21 protein-coding genes are annotated in these 20,731 nt (G+C 68.0%); 11 read left to right on the plus strand and 10 right to left on the minus strand.

All coding sequences use genetic code 11. The features are described from left to right. The first annotated feature begins 83 nt into the window (after nucleotides 1–83). Nucleotides 84–770: a hypothetical protein gene (locus tag G3A50_RS00200; protein ID WP_163073244.1), complete on the plus strand. Its 687-nt coding sequence runs from the start codon at nucleotides 84–86 to the stop codon at nucleotides 768–770. Between the two features lie 79 nt (nucleotides 771–849). On the opposite strand, the gene G3A50_RS00205 is transcribed toward G3A50_RS00200, so the two are convergent. Next, nucleotides 850–1,359: a GNAT family N-acetyltransferase gene (locus tag G3A50_RS00205; protein WP_163073245.1), complete on the minus strand. Its 510-nt coding sequence runs from the start codon at nucleotides 1,357–1,359 to the stop codon at nucleotides 850–852. A 51-nt stretch (nucleotides 1,360–1,410) separates the two neighbouring features. Further along, complete coding sequence (gene gatB / locus G3A50_RS00210) at nucleotides 1,411–2,886, minus strand: Asp-tRNA(Asn)/Glu-tRNA(Gln) amidotransferase subunit GatB (RefSeq protein ID WP_425483429.1); 1,476 nt, start codon at nucleotides 2,884–2,886, stop codon at nucleotides 1,411–1,413. A 195-nt stretch (nucleotides 2,887–3,081) separates the two neighbouring features. Here gatB and G3A50_RS00215 point away from each other — a divergent pair, with 195 nt between their 5' ends. Continuing rightward, complete coding sequence (locus G3A50_RS00215; RefSeq protein ID WP_163073246.1) at nucleotides 3,082–4,053, plus strand: threonine dehydratase; 972 nt, start codon at nucleotides 3,082–3,084, stop codon at nucleotides 4,051–4,053. 73 nt (nucleotides 4,054–4,126) lie between these two features. Next, nucleotides 4,127–4,435 (plus strand): DUF6455 family protein, encoded by a 309-nt coding sequence (locus G3A50_RS00220; RefSeq protein WP_163073247.1) that lies wholly within the window; start codon nucleotides 4,127–4,129, stop codon nucleotides 4,433–4,435. Nucleotides 4,436–4,456: 21 nt separating this feature from the next. Here the strand turns inward: G3A50_RS00220 and G3A50_RS00225 are convergent, their stop codons facing one another. The 5 genes from G3A50_RS00225 to G3A50_RS00245 all read right to left on the minus strand — a co-directional run bounded on the left by G3A50_RS00225 (nucleotide 4,457) and on the right by G3A50_RS00245 (nucleotide 7,585). Then, on the minus strand, nucleotides 4,457–4,750 hold the full coding sequence (locus G3A50_RS00225; RefSeq protein WP_163073248.1) for a chorismate mutase: 294 nt from the start codon (nucleotides 4,748–4,750) through the stop codon (nucleotides 4,457–4,459). Between the two features lie 2 nt (nucleotides 4,751–4,752). Beyond that, a complete protein-coding gene (gene gatA, locus G3A50_RS00230; protein ID WP_163073249.1) occupies nucleotides 4,753–6,234 on the minus strand; it encodes an Asp-tRNA(Asn)/Glu-tRNA(Gln) amidotransferase subunit GatA in 1,482 nt (493 codons plus the stop codon). A 5-nt stretch (nucleotides 6,235–6,239) separates the two neighbouring features. Next, nucleotides 6,240–6,527 carry an Asp-tRNA(Asn)/Glu-tRNA(Gln) amidotransferase subunit GatC gene (gatC, locus tag G3A50_RS00235; RefSeq protein ID WP_163073250.1) on the minus strand — a complete coding sequence of 96 codons (288 nt, stop codon included), beginning with the start codon at nucleotides 6,525–6,527 and terminating at the stop codon, nucleotides 6,240–6,242. Nucleotides 6,528–6,652: 125 nt separating this feature from the next. After that, the gene (locus tag G3A50_RS00240) at nucleotides 6,653–6,985 is read right to left on the minus strand and encodes a hypothetical protein (protein ID WP_246251977.1); all 333 of its coding nucleotides are present in this window, start codon (nucleotides 6,983–6,985) and stop codon (nucleotides 6,653–6,655) included. Between the two features lie 297 nt (nucleotides 6,986–7,282). Continuing rightward, nucleotides 7,283–7,585: a hypothetical protein gene (locus G3A50_RS00245; RefSeq protein ID WP_163073251.1), complete on the minus strand. Its 303-nt coding sequence runs from the start codon at nucleotides 7,583–7,585 to the stop codon at nucleotides 7,283–7,285. 418 nt (nucleotides 7,586–8,003) lie between these two features. On the opposite strand from G3A50_RS00245, the gene G3A50_RS00250 reads away from it, so the two are divergent. Continuing rightward, nucleotides 8,004–8,957 (plus strand): hypothetical protein, encoded by a 954-nt coding sequence (locus tag G3A50_RS00250; RefSeq protein WP_246251980.1) that lies wholly within the window; start codon nucleotides 8,004–8,006, stop codon nucleotides 8,955–8,957. A 56-nt stretch (nucleotides 8,958–9,013) separates the two neighbouring features. Here G3A50_RS00250 and G3A50_RS00255 read toward each other — a convergent pair whose 3' ends face one another. Continuing rightward, on the minus strand, nucleotides 9,014–9,718 hold the full coding sequence (locus tag G3A50_RS00255) for a metal-dependent hydrolase (RefSeq protein ID WP_163073252.1): 705 nt from the start codon (nucleotides 9,716–9,718) through the stop codon (nucleotides 9,014–9,016). A 208-nt stretch (nucleotides 9,719–9,926) separates the two neighbouring features. On the opposite strand from G3A50_RS00255, the gene ruvX reads away from it, so the two are divergent. Together ruvX and G3A50_RS00265 are read left to right on the plus strand one after the other, a co-directional pair. Beyond that, nucleotides 9,927–10,409 (plus strand): Holliday junction resolvase RuvX, encoded by a 483-nt coding sequence (gene ruvX, locus G3A50_RS00260; protein ID WP_163073253.1) that lies wholly within the window; start codon nucleotides 9,927–9,929, stop codon nucleotides 10,407–10,409. Nucleotides 10,410–10,412: 3 nt separating this feature from the next. Then, nucleotides 10,413–11,351, plus strand: a complete 939-nt coding sequence (locus G3A50_RS00265; RefSeq protein WP_163073254.1) for an AEC family transporter — start codon at nucleotides 10,413–10,415, stop codon at nucleotides 11,349–11,351. 43 nt (nucleotides 11,352–11,394) lie between these two features. Here the strand turns inward: G3A50_RS00265 and G3A50_RS00270 are convergent, their stop codons facing one another. Continuing rightward, on the minus strand, nucleotides 11,395–11,784 hold the full coding sequence (locus tag G3A50_RS00270; protein ID WP_163073255.1) for a hypothetical protein: 390 nt from the start codon (nucleotides 11,782–11,784) through the stop codon (nucleotides 11,395–11,397). 167 nt (nucleotides 11,785–11,951) lie between these two features. Here G3A50_RS00270 and G3A50_RS00275 point away from each other — a divergent pair, with 167 nt between their 5' ends. The 5 genes from G3A50_RS00275 to topA all read left to right on the plus strand — a co-directional run bounded on the left by G3A50_RS00275 (nucleotide 11,952) and on the right by topA (nucleotide 19,163). Next, a complete protein-coding gene (locus G3A50_RS00275; protein ID WP_163073256.1) occupies nucleotides 11,952–12,905 on the plus strand; it encodes an aspartate carbamoyltransferase catalytic subunit in 954 nt (317 codons plus the stop codon). Beyond that, nucleotides 12,898–14,196, plus strand: coding sequence for a dihydroorotase (locus G3A50_RS00280; RefSeq protein ID WP_163073257.1), 1,299 nt, complete (start codon nucleotides 12,898–12,900; stop codon nucleotides 14,194–14,196). The genes G3A50_RS00275 and G3A50_RS00280 overlap by 8 nt, the downstream gene beginning before the upstream one ends. Before the next feature lie 61 nt (nucleotides 14,197–14,257). Further along, nucleotides 14,258–14,863, plus strand: a complete 606-nt coding sequence (gene plsY, locus G3A50_RS00285) for a glycerol-3-phosphate 1-O-acyltransferase PlsY (protein ID WP_163073258.1) — start codon at nucleotides 14,258–14,260, stop codon at nucleotides 14,861–14,863. A gap of 3 nt (nucleotides 14,864–14,866) precedes the next feature. Further along, a complete protein-coding gene (dprA, locus tag G3A50_RS00290) occupies nucleotides 14,867–15,979 on the plus strand; it encodes a DNA-processing protein DprA (protein WP_163073259.1) in 1,113 nt (370 codons plus the stop codon). A gap of 496 nt (nucleotides 15,980–16,475) precedes the next feature. Further along, nucleotides 16,476–19,163: a type I DNA topoisomerase gene (gene topA / locus G3A50_RS00295; RefSeq protein WP_163073260.1), complete on the plus strand. Its 2,688-nt coding sequence runs from the start codon at nucleotides 16,476–16,478 to the stop codon at nucleotides 19,161–19,163. 51 nt (nucleotides 19,164–19,214) lie between these two features. On the opposite strand, the gene G3A50_RS00300 is transcribed toward topA, so the two are convergent. Further along, on the minus strand, nucleotides 19,215–20,696 hold the full coding sequence (locus tag G3A50_RS00300) for an MDR family MFS transporter (protein ID WP_163073261.1): 1,482 nt from the start codon (nucleotides 20,694–20,696) through the stop codon (nucleotides 19,215–19,217). Between the last annotated feature and the right edge of the window lie 35 nt (nucleotides 20,697–20,731).

Here is a 20,731-nt window from a genome sequence, read left to right on the forward strand (position 1 = left end):
CCTCGCCCCTCCGGGACGAAACGGCTAAGCTCTGCCCAGGAAGGCCGGCACCGGTGCCGGCCTTCATCTTTCGCAACGGATCCATGCCCGACCGATTCGCCACCCCTGCCCGCTTCGCGGTCCTGATCGGCCTCTTCCTTGTGGCCGCGACCTCCCTGACGGGCGCTGCCCAGGCGCAGTCCACATCGCCCGCGAAAGCCTGCGCCGACCGCTGGAACCAGATGAAGGCCAGCGGCAAGACCGGCGACATGCTGTATCGCGACTTCTCCCGCGACTGCATGGCCGAGATCTCCGCCGGCGCGGCAAGTGCCTCCTCTGCCTCCAAGCCCGCGGCTTCCAGCCCGGCTGTGCCCACGGGCCCGGCGGCGACGGCGGCGCAGCCTTCCATCAAGCAGTGCGCCGAGCTGTGGAATGAGATGAAGGCGAAGAACCAGACCGGCGATTTCACCTATCGCGAATTCGCCCAGCAGTGCCTTGCCGGCACTTCGGCGATGCCGGGTGCGGCCAGCACGGAGGCCGCGCGGGGCAAACCGGACGCGGCCGACAAGAAAGCGTCCCCCGCCCCGGCCGCCGGAACGTCCCGCACATCGGTGCCCTCGGCGGGCACGCGCTCCAGCCCGCCGACGCCTCCGGCCTCATCCGACGAGGACGAGGAGACCGATCGCGAGGCGCTTGGCCGCTGCAATGGCGAGTGGAAGACCTACAAGGCCCGCCACAACTTGACCGGCGCCAAGGCCTGGCACGTTTTCATGGCGAAATGCCTGCCCTGATGAACTGCCTGCCCTGAGATCGGGCCCGCTCCGACGGCGTGACCGGGCGAACAGCCGCTCACGCGCGTCCGATCGCGCCTCAGATCCGGTCGTCGAGATCGATCTTGAAGCCTTCGTGCCGGCGCTCGAAGCCGATGCGCTCATAGAAACGGTGGGCGTCGGTCCGCTTCTTGTTCGAGGTGAGCTGGATTGACGCCGCACCGCGCCGGCGCGCTTCCTCGACCGCGAACGCCATCATCGCCGCACCGATCCCCAGCCCGCGTGCATCGGGATGCACATGCACGCCCTCGGCAATGGCGATCGTCGCGCCACGGCGCAGCAGCACGGGAAACAGGATGAGCTGGAAGGTGCCGAGCACCTCGTTGCCGCGCCGCGCCACATAGAGCGTGAGGTTCGCGTCGGCCTCGATCGCGTCAAAGGCCGCTTCATAGTCCGGGAACACCGACGGGTCGGTGGTGTCGCGCGCGCCGAACAGGCGGTCGGAGGCGAGGATCGCGACGATGGCGGCGAGATCCGAACGGGTTGCGGGCGCGATGAAAAGGGCCTCGGCCGCCGAATCCGTCACCGCACCGTTTCCCGTCGCGCTCATGTCCACCATCCGGCGCGGGCCGTGGCCCCTCGCATCTCGAATCCGCCCCGCTCAGATCCCGAGCTTGCCCTTGAGCAGGTCGTTCACCGCCTGCGGGTTTGCCTTGCCGCCGGTCTGCTTCATCACCTGGCCGACGAACCAGCCGAGCATGGTCGGCTTGGCCTTCACCTGCTCCACCTTGTCCGGGTTCGCGGCGATGATCGCGTCCACCGCCGCCTCGATGGCGCCGGTGTCGGTCACCTGCTTCATGCCGCGCTCTTCGACGATGACGCGCGGGTCGCCGCCCTCGGTGAACACGATCTCGAACAGGTCCTTGGCGATCTTGCCGGAGATGGTGCCGTCCGCGATCAGGTCGACGATGGCGCCGATCTGAACGGCGGAAACCGGCGAGGTCTCGATGTCCTTGCCTTCCTTGTTCAGGCGGCCGAACAGCTCATTGATAACGAAGTTCGCCGCCGCCTTGGCGTCACGGCCACTGGCGCAGGCCTCGTAATAATCGGCGGTCGCCTTCTCGGCCACCAGCACATCGGCGTCATAGGCCGACAGGCCGTAGACGCTCACGAAACGCGCCTTCTTCTCGTCCGGCAGCTCCGGCAGGTGGGTGCCCAGCTCGTCGACGAAAGCCTGGCTGAATTCCAGCGGCAGCAGGTCGGGATCGGGGAAGTAGCGGTAGTCGTGCGCCTCTTCCTTTGAGCGCATCGAGCGCGTCTCGCCCCGGCCGGGATCGAACAGGCGGGTCTCCTGGTCGATCTTGCCGCCATCCTCGATGATGCCAATCTGGCGGCGGGCCTCGGCCTCGATCGCCTGGCCGATAAAACGGATGGAGTTGACGTTCTTGATCTCGCAGCGCGTGCCGAAATCATCGCCCGGCTTGCGCACGGAGACGTTCACGTCCGCGCGCAGGCTGCCCTTCTCCATGTCGCCGTCGCAGGTGCCCAGATAGCGCAGGATGGTGCGCAGCTTGGTCACATAGGCCTTGGCTTCCTCGGAGGAGCGCAGGTCCGGCTTGGAGACGATCTCCATCAGCGCCACGCCCGAGCGGTTGAGGTCGACCAGCGACAGCGTCGGGTGCTGGTCGTGGATCGACTTGCCGGCGTCCTGCTCCAGATGCAGACGCTCGATGCCGACCTCGATCTGCCCGTCGGCGGTGTCCACCAGCACCACGCCCTCGCCCACGATCGGGCTCTTGTACTGGCTGATCTGGTAGCCCTGCGGCAGGTCCGGGTAGAAATAGTTCTTCCGGTCGAACACCGACCGCAGATTGATCTCGGCCTTGAGCCCGAGGCCGGTGCGCACCGCCTGCTTCACGCATTCCTCGTTGATCACGGGCAGCATGCCGGGCATGGCGGCGTCGACCAGCGAGACGTGGGAATTAGGGTCGCCGCCGAACGCGGTGGAGGCGCCGGAGAACAGCTTGGAATTGGAGGTCACCTGGGCATGGATCTCCATGCCGATGACAATCTCCCAATCGCCGGTCGCACCCTTGATCAGCTTCTTCGGGTCGGCGGGGCGCGCGTGCATGTTCATTGTCGGCAGGCCTCGTCTGGATACGGTCTTCGAAACGTTCAATTGCGCCGTTTCCCTACTCCCTGGACAGCGCCCCCGCAACCGGCCTGGGTCTTCGAAAACCGCCGACGGGCTTGCCGGCCCGGTGCCCGCCGCCTATTCCAGGGCGCTCAAGCCAAACGACATCAAGGCCGACTGCGGGATTGGACCGGCGCCATGTTTACACTCGACGAACTGGAACATGCGCTCCAGCAGGTTCACGCTGTCTTTCCGGGCACGCCGCAATATGCCTGGCCCCTGCTCGCCGGGCGGACCGGGGCGGAAATCTGGGTCAAGCACGAGAATCACACCCCCACCGGCGCCTTCAAGGTGCGCGGCGGGTTGATCCATCTGGAGCGTCTCGCCCGCGAGGGCCGCGCTCCGCGCGGGGTCATCTCGGCGACGCGCGGCAATCACGGGCAGTCCCTCGCCTATGCCGGCCAGCGCTTCGGCGTGCCGGTGACGATCGTGGTGCCCGCCGGCAACAGCGTGGAGAAGAACGCCGCCATGTCCGCGCTCGGGGCCCGGCTCATCGAGCATGGCGCGGATTTCGACGCCGCGCGCGCCCACGCCAAGGCGCTCAGCGAAACGGAGGGACTGCTGTTCGCGCCGTCCTTCCATCCTGATCTGGTGGTGGGCGTGGCGACCTATTCGCTAGAACTGTTCCGCGCCGCGCCGCCCCTCGACGTGCTCTATGTGCCGATCGGCCTCGGCTCGGGCATCTGCGGCGCCATCCTCACCCGTGACCTGCTGGGCCTTGGCACCGAGATCGTCGGCGTGCAGAGCGCGCACGCGCCGGCCTATGCGCTCTCCTTCGCGGCCGGCCATCCGGTGGTGGCGGAAAGCGCCGATACACGGGCCGACGGGCTGGCGGTGCGCGTTCCCGACGCCGCAGCCTTCGAGATCATCCACAAAGGCGCCTCGCGCATCGCCACGGTGAGCGACGACGAGGTCGCCGAGGCAGCGCGGATCTACTGGACCGATACCCACAATCTGGCCGAAGGCGCGGGCGCCGCCGCGCTCGCCGCACTGCTGCAGGACAAGGAGGGGCTGCGCGGCCGCCGTGCCGGCGTGGTGCTCTCCGGGGGCAATATCGACCTGTCGCTGTTCCAGGACTGGGTGATGGGCCCGGCCGCCCCGGCCGTCTGAACGGATCGCTTGAGCGAGATCAACGCCGCCATCGCCTGATCGTCCTCAATGGGGCGACGCGAGGGAGGCCGACATGCGTGTGGACACGATTGACGAACGTCTGGCCCTGTTCCGGCAGATGATGGAGCGCGCGGGGCTCGACCCTGAGAGCACCACGATTTCCGAAGAAGCCTTGATGGCCGCCGCCCAGCGCTGCCTTGGCTGCCGCGTGGGGGAGGAATGCCGCACCTGGCTCAGGGATGTTCCCGACCACCATCCCCCGGCCGGCTTCTGCCGAAACGTCGAAACCTTCGCCGCCTGGGTCGAGCAGCAGGTGAGCGAGGATCTCGCGCGCCGCGAGCAGGCCGGAAGCGTCGGGACCGGTGCGACCGGCGTCGCGTGAGAGGCACGTAACGGCCCGGCCTCAGCCGAGCCGTTCGTTCTCGTAATCGACCACCCACTGGATCAGGATGCGCCAGAGCTTTTCGACCAGCTCCGGCGGCAGGCCCTTGGTCTCGGCCCGCGCCATCACCTTGTCGACCACGTCCTCGACGCGTTCGGGCAGCAGGGCCGCGAGGCCCTCGACCCGCTTGACCGCGATGACGTGCTTCACGACCTCGAAACGGCGGACCAGCAGTTCCACCATCTCGGCGTCAATGGCATCGATCTCCGCCCGGAAGGGCGCGAGGGAGCGCTCATTCTCGGGCAGCATGCGCATGCTCACACCCACCACTTGTCGCGGCATTCGAAGCGCCCGGCGGCATCCTCGATCACCTGAGCCAGCGAGAACAGCCCGGCCTCGCCGAAGGGACGGCCGATAAGCTGAAGGCCGAGCGGCAGTCCTTCGGAGGACAACCCGGCCGGCACCGAAATGCCCGGAAGACCGGCCATGTTCAGGGTCACCGTGAACACGTCCTGCAGGTACATCTCCACCGGATCGGCGCCCGACTTCTCGCCGACGCCGAAGGCGGCGGACGGCGTCGTGGGGGCCAGCACGGCATCCACGCCCTCGGCGAAGACGGTCTCGAAGTCACGCTTGATCAGCGTGCGAACCTTCTGCGCCTTGAGATAGTACGCGTCGTAATAGCCGGCCGAGAGCACATAGGTGCCGACCATGATGCGCCGGCGCACCTCGGCCCCGAAGCCGGCAGCGCGGGTGTTCTCGTACATTTCGAGAATGTCGCGGCCGTCGACCCGCTCGCCATAGCGCACGCCGTCATAGCGCGCGAGGTTGGAAGAGGCCTCGGCCAGCGCCACGATATAATAGGCCGGAAGGGCGTATTTGGTGTGCGGCAGACTGATCTCGACGATCTCCGCGCCGGCATCGCGCAGCATGTCCGCGCCCTTGTCCCAGAGCGCGGCGATCTCCGGCGACATGCCGTCGACGCGGTACTCCCTGGGGATACCGATCCGCTTGCCCTTCACCGAGCCCCCCACCGCCGCCTGATAGTCCGGCACGGGAAGATCGGCGCTGGTGGAATCCTTGGGGTCGTGGCCCGCCATGGCGCGCAGCAGCAGCGCGGCGTCGTTCACCGAGCGGGCGATGGGACCGGCCTGATCGAGCGAGGAGGCGTAGGCGATGATGCCCCAGCGCGAGCAGCGGCCATAGGTCGGCTTGATGCCCACCGTGCCGGTGAAGGCCGCCGGCTGGCGGATGGAGCCACCGGTATCGGTGCCCGCCGCGCCGGCGCAGATATGGGCCGCCACCGCCGCCGCCGAGCCGCCGGACGAGCCGCCGGGCACCAGAGGCTGCTCCGAGTCCTTGCGCCGCCACGGGTTCACCGCGCAGCCAAAGGCGCTCGATTCGGTGGATGAGCCCATGGCGAACTCGTCCTGGTTGAGCTTGCCGAGCAGCACCGCGCCCTCGCGCCACAGATTCGCGGTCACGGTCGATTCGTACGGCGGGATGAAGTTCTTGATGATCTTCGAGCACGCGGTGGTGCGCACGCCCTCGGTCGCGAACATGTCCTTGATGCCGAGCGGGATGCCTTCCAGCTTCCCCGCCTCGCCCTTGGCGATGCGCGCGTCGCTGGCCTTCGCCATTTCCAGCGCCTTCTCGGGCGTGGCGAGCACATAGGCGTTCAGGTCCCCCGCCGGCGCGATGGCGTCGATATAGGCCTTCGTCAGCTCGGTGGCCGTGAAGTTGCGCTGGGAGAGCCCTTCATGGGCGGCGGTGATGGTGAGACGCGTGAGATCGGACATGGGGCTCACTCCACCACTTTGGGAACGGCGAAGAAGCCGTCTTCGCTCGCCGGGGCGTTGGCCAGCACGCGCGCGGCATCGCCGCCGTCGTTCACGACGTCCGCCCGCAGAGGCAGCGTCATCGGGATGACACTGGTCATCGGCTCGACGCCGGTGGTGTCCACCTCGCCAAGCTGCTCCACAAAGGCGAGGATGGCGTTGAGTTCGCTCTGGAGGTGAACCACCTCCTCCTCCGTCACGGCGATGCGCGACAGATGCGCCACGCGCCGGACCGTCGCCTGATCGACCGACATCCGAAATTCCAATCCGCTGAAACCGATGCGCGCCCTATAGCAGGCAGGCGCGGCGCCCCGCAACGCGGGGCACCGGTTTCCCGTCGGTCAATCGGCCAGACCCGCTGTTCAGCGATGGCCCGCGATCAACGCAGGCCCGCGCGGTTCACGCCGCCATTGAGATTGACGCCCGGACCCGGACGCGCGACGGCGCGAGCATTGGCGCCGCCAACACCGCCCACGCAGCCCACCGGATAGCCCGGACGGGTGCAGTGGATGACCGCGCGGGCCGCGGGAGCCACCACCGGAGCGGTGCGAACCACGCAGCCGCGCGGGTAGCCCGGTCCGGTGCAATAGACCACGGCGGCATCGGCAATGACCGGCGCCGCAAAGGAAAGGCCGGCGTAAAGCAGGGCGGCGGGGGCGAAAACGGCGCTGGCCCGGCGCAGGAGAGAATGTCGGCTGTGATTCGCAGTCATGTCGCGTCCTCCCATGAAGTGATTCAAGATCGTCTGAAAGTGTTATTTTCCCGTCACCCACCCGACGGACCTGCCCTCTCGCTAACAAGCATCAAGGGCGACGACTGTTCCTTCGCGTCACATCCGCACGGCGGGCACTCTCCGGCCCGGATCGCTCATTGTCATACAGCAACGCCATCCCCCGGGGCCTTGCACATGGCGCGGCACGGGGAATGGCGTCAGGCAGTTGCAGGCCGGTGCACGGGGAACCGGCGCTCCCTTTTCAGGCGGGGAGCACCGGCGCTACGCGCATCCGGATCACGGGCGTGCCTTCGCAAGGCAGGCACCGGCGGCTTCAGCATTGCTGCGCGCGTCGCCACGGGCGATCTTGCCGGACATAACGAGCGACTTGGCCGCGTCGGTCACGGTGCCGCGCACTTCCGCGCCACCGCTGACGGCGCCGACGGCGGCCGCATAGATCATCTGGCCGTCAGGCGAGAGCGCGCCGGCGCAGGCATCGCCAGCTGCCTTGTCGGCATAGGCCGGGGCGGCGAGCATCAGGGCGCCAACGAAGGCGGCCGCGGCAAAAGCGCGGGTCGTGGCGAGGGAAAAGAAGGTCATCGTACTCTCCGTGGACATTCGTGAATCAGCGCAGACCGGGGCGATTGACCGGTCCGCCGGCATTGACGCCCGGGCCGGGCCGGGCAACCGCACCCGCTGCCGGGGCGGCGACGCATCCCACCGGGTATCCCGGGCGGGTGCAGTGAACCACCGTCCGCGCCACGGGATTGGGACCGGCCAAAGGCGTCGCGCGCACCACGCAACCCGCCGGCACGCCGGGGCTGCTACAGTACACCACGGCCGCCCGCGCCGATTCCGTGGGCAGACCGAGGACGGCCAGTGCCGCAAATGCGAGGGCTGGCACCGCTCCGGTCATCAGAGTCGAGATAGAGGATCGCATTCCGGCCATGTCGTGTCCTCGCATTGACGTATCGTTGCGGAAACGCCGGGAGTTAAAGCCGGGCGATGGGAGCTGACAATGTCGATTATTGGTCGCATCCGGGACACCAAAGTCGGCGCGGTGGTTCTCACGGCAACCGATGAAGGCGCGAACGAGGCGCCTGTGGCGCCCTCCCGGCTCGATGCGATTCTGCACGGCGAGGCCGAAGACCGCGTCCGGCTGCGCGCCCTCCCCGGTTTCGCGCGGATCGTCCGCGGCGCGGCCTCGAAGCTCTGCACCTGCTATCAGGGCGACCACATCTTCTCGCGGCTGATGAACGATCGCGGGCGCCTCACCCTGTTCTCGCTGATGATCGACATGCATTTCGAGCCGGCCTCGGCGCAGGGGCTCACCTCGGGCCGGCTCAAGGCTGAGGCGAGCGCGCTCGACATCTGCAGCCCGGGCCGCGTCACCGCCGTGCTCGCCGCCTGCCGTATGTTCGGACTGGTGGCGGCCGCGCCGGATGCCGACCGGCGCCGGCGCCGGCTCGTCATCACCGACAAGCTTCTCGACATGCACAAGGCGCGCTGGGGACTGATGCTGGAAGCGCTTGCCGAAATGCGTCCGGAAGGCGCGCTGGGCCTTCGCCACCTGCACAACACGGCATTCATCGCGCCCTATGCCGCCGCGCTGCTGGAGCCGCTGCGCGAGGGATGGCGGCCGATTGTCGACGTGCCGAGCATCGAGATGTTCGTTGATCGTGACGGCGGGCTGATGCTGGCCTTCGCCCTGTTTGGAAACGCCGAACGGGGCACGCCGCTCTCCGCCGCCGGGCTCGCCCGGACCTACCGGCTGTCGCGCTCCCACATCGTCGACATCCTGCAGAAGGCGGTGGAGAGCGGTCTCGCGCGCCGCGTGGACGATCGCGCGCAGGGCGGGCCCGGCTTCGTGGCCGAGCCCGCCCTGATCGAGGCGATGGAATCACTGATGGCGACCGCCCTGGTGCGCCAGTCCCGCGCCGTTCGGCGCGGGCTGGAGGCGGTTGAGCCCTGAGGCGGCGGCCGGGAACGCGCGCGACGGCCCGCAACTCAGAGCGACGTGCGCGCCATTCAGGGCTTGGCGAACGAGACCGCCTCGCCCTTCTGCGGCACCACGACGCTCGCCTCCTCGCCGACCAAGGCGACGAAGCGCTCGGCATTCGGCTCCAGAAGACCGAATGTCGCGTAATGGGCGGGAATGATGGTCAGCCCTCCCAGATAGCGCGTCACCGCGACCGATGCCGTCTCTGGGCCCATGGTGAAGCGGTCGCCGATCGGTACGATCACGATGTCCGGCTTGTGAAGCTCGGCGATCAGCGCCATGTCGGAGAAGATGTCGGTGTCGCCCATGTGCCAGACCACCGGCTCGCCGGGCGCCTTGACGATCAGTCCGTTGGCATTGCCGAGATAGACCGAGGCGCCGTCCACGATCATTCCCGAGGAATGGTCGGCCCGCACCATGCTCACCGCGAAACCGTCGGTATGGATGGTGCCGCCCGTATTCATCATCTCCAGCTTCTCGACACCCTGCGTCCCCAGCCACGACGCCAGATCGGCATTGGCGACAACCGTCGCACCCGACGCCTTTGCGAGCGCGACGGTATCGCCGACATGATCGCCATGGCCGTGGGTGAGAAGGATGTGGGTGACCCCCGCGGTCACGGCGGAGAGATCGCCCTCGAAGACCGGGTTGCCGTTCAGGAAGGGATCGATCAGCACAACCTTGTCGGCAAAATCCAGACGAAAGGCCGCGTGGCCGAACCAGGTAATCTTCATTGCCATCTCCGTGGATGTGTCATGTGCGGGCAAGGCGGGTGGGGGCTAGATAGGTGGCGGCGCGCACAGCTCAATGACGTCAGCCGAATTGTACCGTGCGTTTCGCCCTCAGTGTGTCCCGTCGCGCAGGCGCTGCATGCCGGTCCTGCCGCTGTTGCCGCGTGCCCATATGGCGTGCCGTGCGCCGGCGTGCTAGGCGCAGGGCACCATGGTCGCACCGATCCTCACCATCGCCGAAGCTGCCTCGCTCCTTGCCGGGCGCGGGGGGCTGTTCGGGCTGGATCTGGGCACCCGCACCATCGGCATCGCAAGTTCCGACCCTGAGCGCCGGCTCGCGGCGCCGGTCGAAACCATCGCCCGCAAGCAGTTCACACCGGACGCCGCCCGCATCCTCGCGCTCGCCACCGCCCGCGGCACCGCCGGCTTCGTGCTTGGGCTGCCGGTGAACATGGATGGCAGCGAGGGTCCGCGCGCGCAGTCCACACGGGCCTTCGCGCGCAATTTCGCCCGGCTGACCGAGCTGCCGATCATCCTGTGGGACGAACGGCTTTCCACCGCTGCCGTCGAGCGCGAGATGATCGCCACCGACATGAGCCGCGCCCGCCGCGCCGAGGTGGTCGACCAGCAGGCCGCCGTCTTCATTCTCCAGGGCGCGCTGGACCGTTTGCGGCACATCGCCGAAGGCAGGTGAACGATGTCGGGTGTGCTTGGCGCCCTGATCCCGGTGTTTCTCATCATCGCGCTTGGGCAGGTCCTGAAGCGCACCCTTCTGCCGGAAGATTCGCACTGGGTGGCACTGGAACGGCTCACCTACTTCATCCTGTTCCCGGCCCTTCTCATCGTCAGCATTTCCCGCGCCGAGCTGGGACACGTGAAGGTGTTCGAGGTCTCGGCCTCGCTGCTTGGCGCCATCGGGCTGTTCGCCGCGCTGTTGACGGTGCTCAGAAAGCCGATCTGCCGCTCCTTCGCGCTGATGGGCCCGAGCTACACCTCCGTGGTGCAGGGCTCGCTGCGCTGGAACAGCTATATCGCGCTGGCGGTGTCGGGCTCGCTGGCCGGCACGGCGGGGCTTGCCGTCGCCGCCGTCGGGCTCACGGTGATGATTCCGACACTGAACACCATCAGCGTCATGGTGTTGGCGCGGCACGGGGAGCGGGCGGCGGGTGGCAATCGCTCCATGCTGGCGCAGATCGTGCGCAATCCGTTCATCTGGTCCTGCGCCGTGGGCGCGCTGATCAACGCGCTGCACCTGCCGGTGCCCGCGGTGCTGCTCGACTTCGGCGATATATTGGGGCGTTCCTCGCTGGCCCTGGGCCTGCTGGTGGTTGGCGCGGGGCTGCGCCTCGCGGACCTCAGGCGCCCCCGCCCCGCCACATGGTTCACCAGCATCATCAAGCTGCTGGGCCTGCCGCTGGTGGCCATCAGCATCGCGCTGATGCTGGGCCTGCGGGATGTCGACCTGTTGGTGGTCGCCGTCGGCGCCTCGGTGCCTTCCGCGCCGAACGGCTACGTGCTCGCCCGGCAGATGGGCGGCGACGCACCCCTGCTCGCGGAGATCCTCACGGTCCAGACCGTGCTGGCCGCGCTCACCATGCCCGCGATCATCGCGGGCCTGGCGCATCTCGCCGGCTGAAGACGGCGGAGCGGCACAGCACGGGCCGCCCCGCGTGGCTTCGTCAGCAACGGGTCCAGTAGCCGGTGCCGCGCATCGGGTTCGTCTCAACCCAGCAGCGGTTTGCCGGCGGCGCATAGACCGGGCGCCCGTAATAGACACGGCCGGGCGGCGGACCGTAATAGCGCGGGGCGACGTAATAGCCGCGCGGGCGGGCCGCATTGGCGATCGCCGCGCCGGCGACCACGCCGGCTGCCACGCCCACGCCCACGGCGCAGCCATAGCAGCGCACCTGTTCCACCGGGGCGGACACGTTGCCGGCGGCCTGCGAGATCCCGGCGCCGGAGAGCGGCAGCGCGGATGCGGGAACGGCGGCGAAAGCGGCCATGGCCGCGATGCCCACCGCGGTGAGCCGGCCCAGGCCGGCCTTCATGCACAGAGCTGATGTCGTCATCAAAGGTGCTCCATTCTCGCCCGCAAGGGGCTGTGGCGCGACAACGTTGGTGCACTCATGAAGTTCCCGGACCCACCCTGCCACACGCCGCGCGGGCGGAGTTTGGTGGACAGCGTCCTGAAAAGCTTGCGGTGGGGCCTCGCTGCGTCTATCCAGCCGACTTCGATATGACATCGAACCCGACTGCCAGTTTCACCCTCTCGCGCCGCCACTTGCTCGGCATCGAGGGACTGTCTCCCGAAGAGATCGTCGGGCTGCTCGACCTGTCGGAGGAGTTCGTTCTCCTCAATCGCCAGATCGAGAAGAAACGCGCCACGCTGCGCGGCCGCACCCAGATCAATCTGTTCTTCGAAGCCTCCACCCGGACCCAGTCGTCCTTCGAGCTGGCCGGCAAGCGGCTCGGCGCGGATGTGATGAACATGGCGGTCAGCAATTCCTCGCTGAAGAAGGGCGAGACGCTCATCGACACCGCGGCCACGCTCAACGCCATGCACCCCGACGTGCTGATCGTGCGCCACAGCGCCTCGGGCGCGGTGGAGCTGCTGGCCCGCAAGGTGGACTGCGCGGTGGTGAACGCCGGCGACGGGGCTCACGAGCACCCCACCCAGGCGCTGCTCGATGCGCTCACCATCCGCCGCAACAAGGGCCGCATCCAGGGCCTGCTGGTCGCGATCTGCGGCGACATCGCCCATTCGCGCGTGGCGCGCTCCAACATCCTGCTGCTTCAGGCGCTCGGCGCCCAGGTGCGGGTCATCGCGCCCCCCACGCTGCTGCCGAGGGACATCGAGCGCTTCGGCGTCGAGGTCTATGGCGACATGCGCCGGGGCCTCGCGGACGTCGACATCGTCATGATGCTGCGCCTTCAGCGCGAGCGCATGAACGGCTCCTTCGTGCCTTCGGTGAAAGAGTATTTCCATTTCTGGGGGCTGGACGAGGCCAAGCTTCGCTACGCCCGCCCCGACGCGATGGTGATGCATCCCGGCCCCATGAATCGCGGCGTCGAAATCGATTCGGCCGTCGCCGACGGCGCCCAGTCCCTCATCCGCGAGCAGGTCGAGATGGGCGTTGCCGTCCGCATGGCCGTGCTCGACGCGCTCTCGCGGACGCTGCCCAATGCCTGACCTTCGCCCCCTCCTTCTCGCCCGTGCCCGCATTCTCGATCCCTCGCGGGACCTCGATACCCATGGCGACATTCTGGTCGCCGATGGCGTCATCAAGGACATTGCGGGCGATCTCAGCGCTGCCGGCCTGCCCGAGGGCACCGAGATCGTCGACTGCCGGGGCCTTGTCGCCATTCCCGGCCTCGTCGACATGCGCGCCTTCATTGGCGAGCCTGGCGCCGAGCATCGCGAGACGCTGGCCTCGGCCAGCCAGGCGGCGGCAGCGGGCGGGGTGACGACCATCATCTGCCAGCCCGACACCGACCCGGTGATCGACGACCCCGCCATTGTCGACTTCGTTCTGCGCCGCGCCCGCGACACCGCCGTCGTCAACGTCCATCCCATGGCCGCGCTGACCAAGGGGCTGGCGGGCCGCGAGATGACGGAGATCGGCCTGCTCGGCGCCGCCGGAGCCGTGGCTTTCACCGATGGCACGCGCTCCGTTCCCTCGGCGCAGGTGATGCGCCGCGCCCTGATCTACGCCCGCGATTTCGACGCGCTCATTGTCCATCACACCGAGGACGCCAGCCTCACCGGCGAGGGCGTGATGAACGAGGGCGAACTGGCCTCGCGGCTGGGCCTGGCGGGTGTGCCACGGGCGGCCGAGACCATCGTGTTCGAGCGCGACGTACGTCTGGCGGCGATGACGGGCGGGCGCTACCACGCCGCCTCGCTCACCTGCGCCGATTCAATCGAGGTGCTGCGGCGCGCGCGTGGTGCGGGGCTGAACGTGACGGCGTCGGCCTCCATCAACCATCTCACGCTCAATGAGCGGGACGTGGTGGGCTACCGCACCTTCTTCAAGCTCAGCCCGCCGCTGCGCGGCGAGGATGACCGGCTGGCGCTGGTGCAGGCGGTGGCCGACGGATTGATCGACGTCGTTGTCTCCGACCACAATCCGCAGGATGTCGAGGTCAAGCGCCTGCCCTTCTCGGAGGCGGCGTTCGGCGCCATCGGCATCGAAACCATGCTCGCCGCGGGCCTCAGGCTGGTGAATGGCGGCGCCATCGACCTGATGACGCTGATCCGGGCCATGTCGACCCGCCCCGCACAGCTGCTCGGCCTTGAGGCCGGAACGCTGCGTCCCGGACAGCGGGCCGACATCGCGCTGATCGCCCCGGACGAGGCGTGGATTCTCGACGCCGCCACGCTCAAATCGCGCTGCCGGAACACGCCCTTCGACGAGGCGCGTTTCGAGGGCCGGGTGATACGCACTCTTGTCGCAGGCCGCACCGTATACGAATACGTGTGAGCCGGAACGCCCGGTGCCCTACCGGGATACACATTCCGGGCAAAGCCATTAAGGTCGTCGCATGAGCTGGTCCCTGCCCCCGATGTCGAGCTATGTCGCGCTGCTGCTTGGCTATCTGCTGGGCTCGATTCCGTTCGGGCTCATCATCACGCGCTTCGCCGGCACGCAGGACATCCGCAACATCGGCTCCGGCAACATCGGCGCCACCAACGTACTACGGACCGGCCGCAAGGGCCTCGCCGCCGCGACGCTGATCTGCGACGCGCTCAAGGGCACCTTCGCGGTCCTGCTCGCGGCCTGGCTCATCGATGCGCCGGCGGCTCTCCCGGCGGCACTGGGCGCGTTTCTCGGCCACATTTTCCCGGTCTGGCTCGGCTTCAAGGGCGGCAAGGGGGTCGCGACGTTTCTGGGCGTCACCCTCGCGCTGGTCTGGCAGGCGGGGATCGTGTTCATCGCCTCCTGGCTCGCGGTTGCCTTCATCAGCCGTTACTCGTCGCTGTCGGCACTGGTCGCCAGCCTTCTCAGCGCCGTCGCCGCCTTCCTGCTCGCGCCCCCGCCCGTGGGCCTGCTGTTGAGCATTCTGGCGGTGCTGCTGTGGTTCATGCATCGCCAGAACATTGCCCGGCTGCTCGCCGGGACCGAAGGCCAGATCGGCGGGAAAGGCTGAACGGTGGCCACACCCGGCGTTGAGCTCGACCACACGCAGCGCCGCGATTGGCTCCGCCTCATCCGGGCCGAAAATGTCGGCCCCCGTGCCTTCATCAATCTGGTGAACCGGTTCGGCGGAGCGTCCGCTGCCCTTGAGGCGCTTCCGGGCATGGCACGGCGCGGCGGGCGGCTGCTGGAGCCGCGCATTCCCTCCATCGCCGAGGCCGAAGCCGAAATGCAGGCGCTGGCCCGCCTTGGCGGGCGTTTCCTCGCGCTCGGCGAACCGGCCTATCCCGCCCTGCTGCGCCAGATCGAGGACGCGCCGCCGCTGATCGCCGTGCGCGGGCGGGTGGAATTGTTGAACCAGCCCATCGTCGGCGTGGTCGGCTCGCGCAATGCCTCCGGTGCCGGGCGCACCATGGCGGTGCGGATCGCGCGCGGTCTGGGCGCCGCCGGCTGGGTGATCGCCTCGGGGTTGGCACGCGGCATTGACGCCGTCGCCCATGAGGCGAGCCTTGGCACCGGCACCATCGCCGTCCTCGCCGGCGGGCACGACCGGCCCTATCCGCGCGAGAACGAGGCGCTTCTGGCCGGCATCGCCGAGCAAGGTGCCGTCATCACCGAAATGCCGATGGGCTGGGAGCCGCGCTCGCGGGACTTTCCCCGGCGCAACAGGCTGGTGTCCGGCCTGTCGCTGGGCGTGGTGGTGATCGAGGCGGCGGAACGATCGGGCTCGCTCATCACCGCCCGTCTCGCCGCCGAGCAGGGACGCGAGGTGTTTGCCGTGCCCGGCTCGCCGCTCGACCCACGCGCGGGCGGGACCAATGCGCTCATCAAGCAGGGCGCCGCACTGGTGACCGACGCGGCGGACGTCATGTCGGCGCTTGCCAGCTACCGCGACCGCCTGCCGGGGATGGATGCCGACGAGGACCAGCCGATCCCCATGGACGCCCCCGAGCCGGGCGACGACCTGCGCGGGCGCGTGGCCGCCCTGCTCGGCCCGACACCATTGCCGGTGGACGATCTGGTGCACATGTCGGGCGCGAGTGCGGGCGAGGTCATGATCGTGCTGCTCGAACTCGAAATCGCCGGCCGCCTGGAGCGCCATGGCGGCGGACGTGTTTCGTTGCTGTGAGCGGCGTCAGCCGTCCTCGCATGGCGGCTCGGTCCCACCGGCGACCCATCTGTGCCTCATCGCGCGCCATCTCGAGCAGATAGCGCAGCACGGCAAGCTCTGGACCGTCTGCGAGTGTTGACAGCTCATGGGCGAGTGCGGCGATATAGCCCGCCGTCTCACGCGTCTTATGGAGGGCGCGATCAATTTCGTTCACGAAAGTTCCGTGGGCTCGTGGCGGATTGATTCAAGGTAGCACCCGACTCCCACTCGTCACTACCTAAAGGCGTATTTTTTCCTATAACCACTATTAAAAATTGTAATGCGAGCCTGCGCCGTGCCTTGTATGGGTGGCGGCGGTGAGCTCGGGCCTGTCAGCGAGCTGAGCCGGTCCTGCGATGCGCCAGCATGGCATTCCTCGTGCTTCCCAAATGGCTGCCATTTGACAGTCGGGGGCGGCTACCCCATTTTCCCGGCCTCTTTCGGGGCTTGATATACCAACGGAAACGGCGGACGCATGCAGGTCGTCATCGTTGAATCGCCTGCAAAGGCGAAGACGATCAACAAATATCTGGGTCCAGGCTACGAGGTCATCGCCTCGTATGGACATGTCCGCGATCTTCCGGCCAAGGATGGCTCGGTGGATCCCGAACACGATTTCCACATGCTGTGGGATGTCGACCCCAAATCCCAGAAACGGCTTTCCGACATTGCCAAGGCGGTGCGCGGGGCTGACGGCCTGATCCTCGCCACCGATCCGGATCGCGAGGGCGAGGCCATTTCCTGGCATGTGCTCGAGGTGCTCAAGGAAAAGCGCGCCCTCAAGGACCAGCCGGTGTCGCGCGTCGTCTTCAACGCCATCACCAAGCAGGCCGTGCTTGAGGCGATGAAGAACCCGCGCATGATCGACGCGGCCCTCGTCGACGCCTATCTCGCCCGCCGCGCCCTCGACTATCTGGTCGGCTTCACGCTCTCGCCGGTGCTGTGGCGCAAACTGCCCGGCGCGCGGTCGGCGGGGCGCGTGCAGTCCGTGGCGCTGCGTCTGGTCTGCGACCGCGAGCGCGAGATCGAGACCTTCATCACCCGCGAATACTGGTCGATCGCGGCCAGGCTGGCCACGCCGCGCGGCGACGAGTTCGAGGCGCGCCTCGTCGGGGCTGACGGCAAGAAGATCACCCGCCTCGATGTCGGCACGTCCGAAGAGGCGATGGCGTTCCGGCAAGCGCTGGAGAGCTCCGATTACAAGGTGCGCTCGGTCGAGGCGAAGCCGGCCCGCCGGCACCCCTACCCGCCCTTCACCACGTCCACGCTGCAGCAGGAAGCCAGCCGCAAGCTCGGCTTCGCGCCCGCCATCACCATGCGGATCGCCCAGCGCCTGTATGAGGGCGTGGACATCGGCGGCGAGACGGTCGGCCTCATCACCTATATGCGTACCGACGGCGTCGACATGGCGCCCGAGGCGATCGCCTCCGCCCGCTCGGTGATCGGCCGCGACTATGGCGACCGCTACGTGCCGTCCGTGCCGCGCAAATACACCGCCAAGGCGAAGAACGCCCAGGAAGCGCATGAGGCGGTACGCCCCACCGATCTCGGCCGCCGTCCGAAGGATGTGCTGCGCCTCCTCGAAGGCGACCAGGCCAAGCTCTATGAGCTGATCTGGCTGCGCACCATCGCCAGCCAGATGGAATCGGCCGAGCTGGAGCGCACCACGGTCGATATCGACGCCGTCGCCGCCGGCCGCGCGCTGGAGCTTCGCGCCACCGGGCAGGTCGTGAAGTTCGACGGCTTCCTCACCCTCTACCGCGAAGGTCGCGACGACGAGGAGGAGGACGAGGAGAATCGCCGCCTGCCCGCGCTCACCGCCGGCGAGGGCCTCCTCAACAAGGGTATCAAGACCGACCAGCACTTCACCGAGCCACCGCCGCGCTATTCCGAGGCGTCGCTGGTGAAGCGGATGGAAGAGCTGGGCATCGGGCGTCCCTCGACCTACGCCTCTGTGCTCGCCGTGCTGCGCGACCGCGAATATGTGCGGCTGGAAAAGCGCCGGCTGATGCCCGAGGACAAGGGCCGGCTGGTCACCGCCTTCCTGGAGAGCTTCTTCGAGCGCTATGTGGAGTACGACTTCACCGCCGACCTTGAGGAGAAGCTCGACAAGATCTCGGCGGGCGAGCTCGAATGGAAGGACGTGCTGCGCGACTTCTGGCTCAACTTCGCCGCCGCCGTCGGCGAGACGAAGGACCTGCGCGTCTCCGAGGTGCTGTCCGCCCTCGACGAAATGCTCACCGCGCACATCTTCCCGCCCAAGGAAGACGGCACCGACCCGCGCCTGTGCCCCAATTGCGGCAATGGCCGGCTGTCGCTGAAGGTGGGCAAGTTCGGCGCCTTCATCGGCTGCTCGAACTACCCCGAATGCAAGTACACCCGTCCGCTCGCCGTGCAGTCCGGCGAGAATGGCGAGGCGGTCGACACCGGCCCGCGTGTGATCGGTACCGATCCGGACTCAGGTCTTGAGGTCACCGTTCGCGACGGGCGCTTCGGGGCCTATCTCCAGCTTGGCGAGGCCAAGGACGGCGAGAAGCCCAAACGCTCCAGCCTTCCCAAGGGGCTGGCGCCCGCCGATGTCGATCTGGAAACGGCGCTCGGCCTGCTGTCGCTGCCGCGCGAGATCGGCACGCATCCTGACAGCGGGGACCCGATCCTCGCCGGCATCGGGCGCTTCGGCCCCTATGTCCAGCACGGCAAGACCTACGCCAATCTGGACGCGGAGGATGACGTGCTTTCCATCGGCATCAACCGTGCCGTGGCGCTGATCGCCGACAAGCAGAACAAGGGTCCGGGACGCGGGCGCGGCGCGCAGGGCGGACGCGAGCTGGGCGCCCATCCCACGCTCGGCGGCCCGATCACGGTTCGCCCGGGCCGCTTCGGCGCCTATGTGAACCACGGCAAGGTCAATGCGACGCTGCCCAAGTCCATGGTGCCCGAAGAGGTGACTCTGGAGCAGGCGGTTGAGCTGATCACCGCCAAGGCCGGTTCCACCCCCGCAAAACCTGCCCGCCGCAGCGCCAGCGCGGACGGCGCGACCAAGGCGAAGAAGCCCGCCGCCAAGAAGACCACTGCGAGCAAGAGCGCGGCGACGAAAAGCACCGCTAAAAAACCCGCAGCCAAGAAGCCTGCCGCGAAGAAGGCGGCGGCCAAGGCCGACTGACGGACCAGATGCCCGAAAGGCCGGAGCGAGGGCGGGGTGCCGCCCTCCTCCCTATTCGGTCAGTATGGCGGGGCTGGGATGGCCACGCAGCGGACGCTCTTCCATCGCCAGTATCGCCACCAGCGACAGGGTGAGAGCGCCCGCGCCGGCCAGGAACACCCAGCGGAACGCCTGTGCGAGGGCAAGGCTCCCGCCGTGCCCGCCCCCCAGCACTCCCTCGATCATCCCGTTTCCCTGCAGGCCCGAGGCACCGACCACGATGGCGCCGAAGCCGGCGGTGAGGATCGCCGCGCCGAGCGAGCGGAAGAAATTGGCCAGCCCCGTCGTGGTGCCCAGTTGCGGCAGCGGAACGGCGTTCTGGATCGCGACCGTCGATACCGGCAGCACCGTGCCAAGGCCGATGCCGGTCACGCCCGTGGTCAGGACGACGAGCCAGAGCGGGGGCGCCAGCGGCCCGAGCGCCAGCGCCACCAGCGCGCCGACGGCGCACACCAGTCCGAGTATCGGCACTCGCTTGTAGTGATCCACCCGGCCCATCACCTGCCCGGCCCCGGTGGCGCCGAACACGACGCCGGCCATCAGCGGAATCAGCGCCAGCCCGGACTGGCTGGCCGTGAGGCCGAGCACGCCTTCCAGATAGAGCGGAAGCTGGATCGACAGGCCGACCATGGTGCCCATGCAGAAGGCCGCCGCCGGAACGCCGGTGCGCACCACCTGATTCGACAGCACCGCGATCGGCAGCAGCGGCTCGAGCGCCGTGGCGACCCGCAGCGCGAAGCCGAGCCAGACCAGCACCGAAACCGCGAACAGCCCGAGAATTTCCAGGGAATTCCACGCGAATCGCGTTCCGCCCCAGCTCATCGCCAGCAGCAGCGCCACGGTGGCGAGACACATGAGCAGGGCGCCGATCACGTCGAGCCGGTGGCGGTGGTGATGGGCCGGCAGGCGGCGCAGCGCACGGTCGCTCATGACCGCGGCGAGAATGCCGAGCGGCAGGTTCATCCAGAAGATCAGCGACCAGTGCAGGTGCTGGGCGAAAAAGCCGCCGAGAACCGGGCCGGCGATCGAGGAGGTGATGAAGACGGCCGCGAAATAGACCTGATAGCGCCCGCGTTCACGGGGCGGGACCAGCAGCCCGATGATGGTCTGCGCCAGCGCGATCAGCCCGCCACCGCCCAGCCCCTGCAGCGCGCGAGCGCCGATCAGCCACAGCATCGAGGGAGCCAGCGCGCACGCGATCGAGCCGACAAGAAACAGCGCGATACATGCGTTCAGCACCGGCCGGGGGCCATGGATGTCCGCAAGCTTGCCGACGAGCGGCGTGGCCGCGGTTCCGGTAAGCAGATAGGCGGTCACGATCCAGGACAGGTTTTCGAGATCGCCGAAGTCACTACCGATGGTCGGGAGTGCGGTGGCAATGATAGTCTGGTCGAGCGCGCCAAGGAACATGGCGAGCATCACGCCGATAATGATGGTCCGGATAGTGGTGTGATCGAGGGCGGCGGGGTGCGCCTCGGTGGCACAGGCATCCATTACAGTTCTTTCAAGCTAAGGCGGGTCCCGCCCCC

It is taken from the genome of Ancylobacter pratisalsi, from assembly GCF_010669125.1.
GTDB lineage: Bacteria > Pseudomonadota > Alphaproteobacteria > Rhizobiales > Xanthobacteraceae > Ancylobacter > Ancylobacter pratisalsi.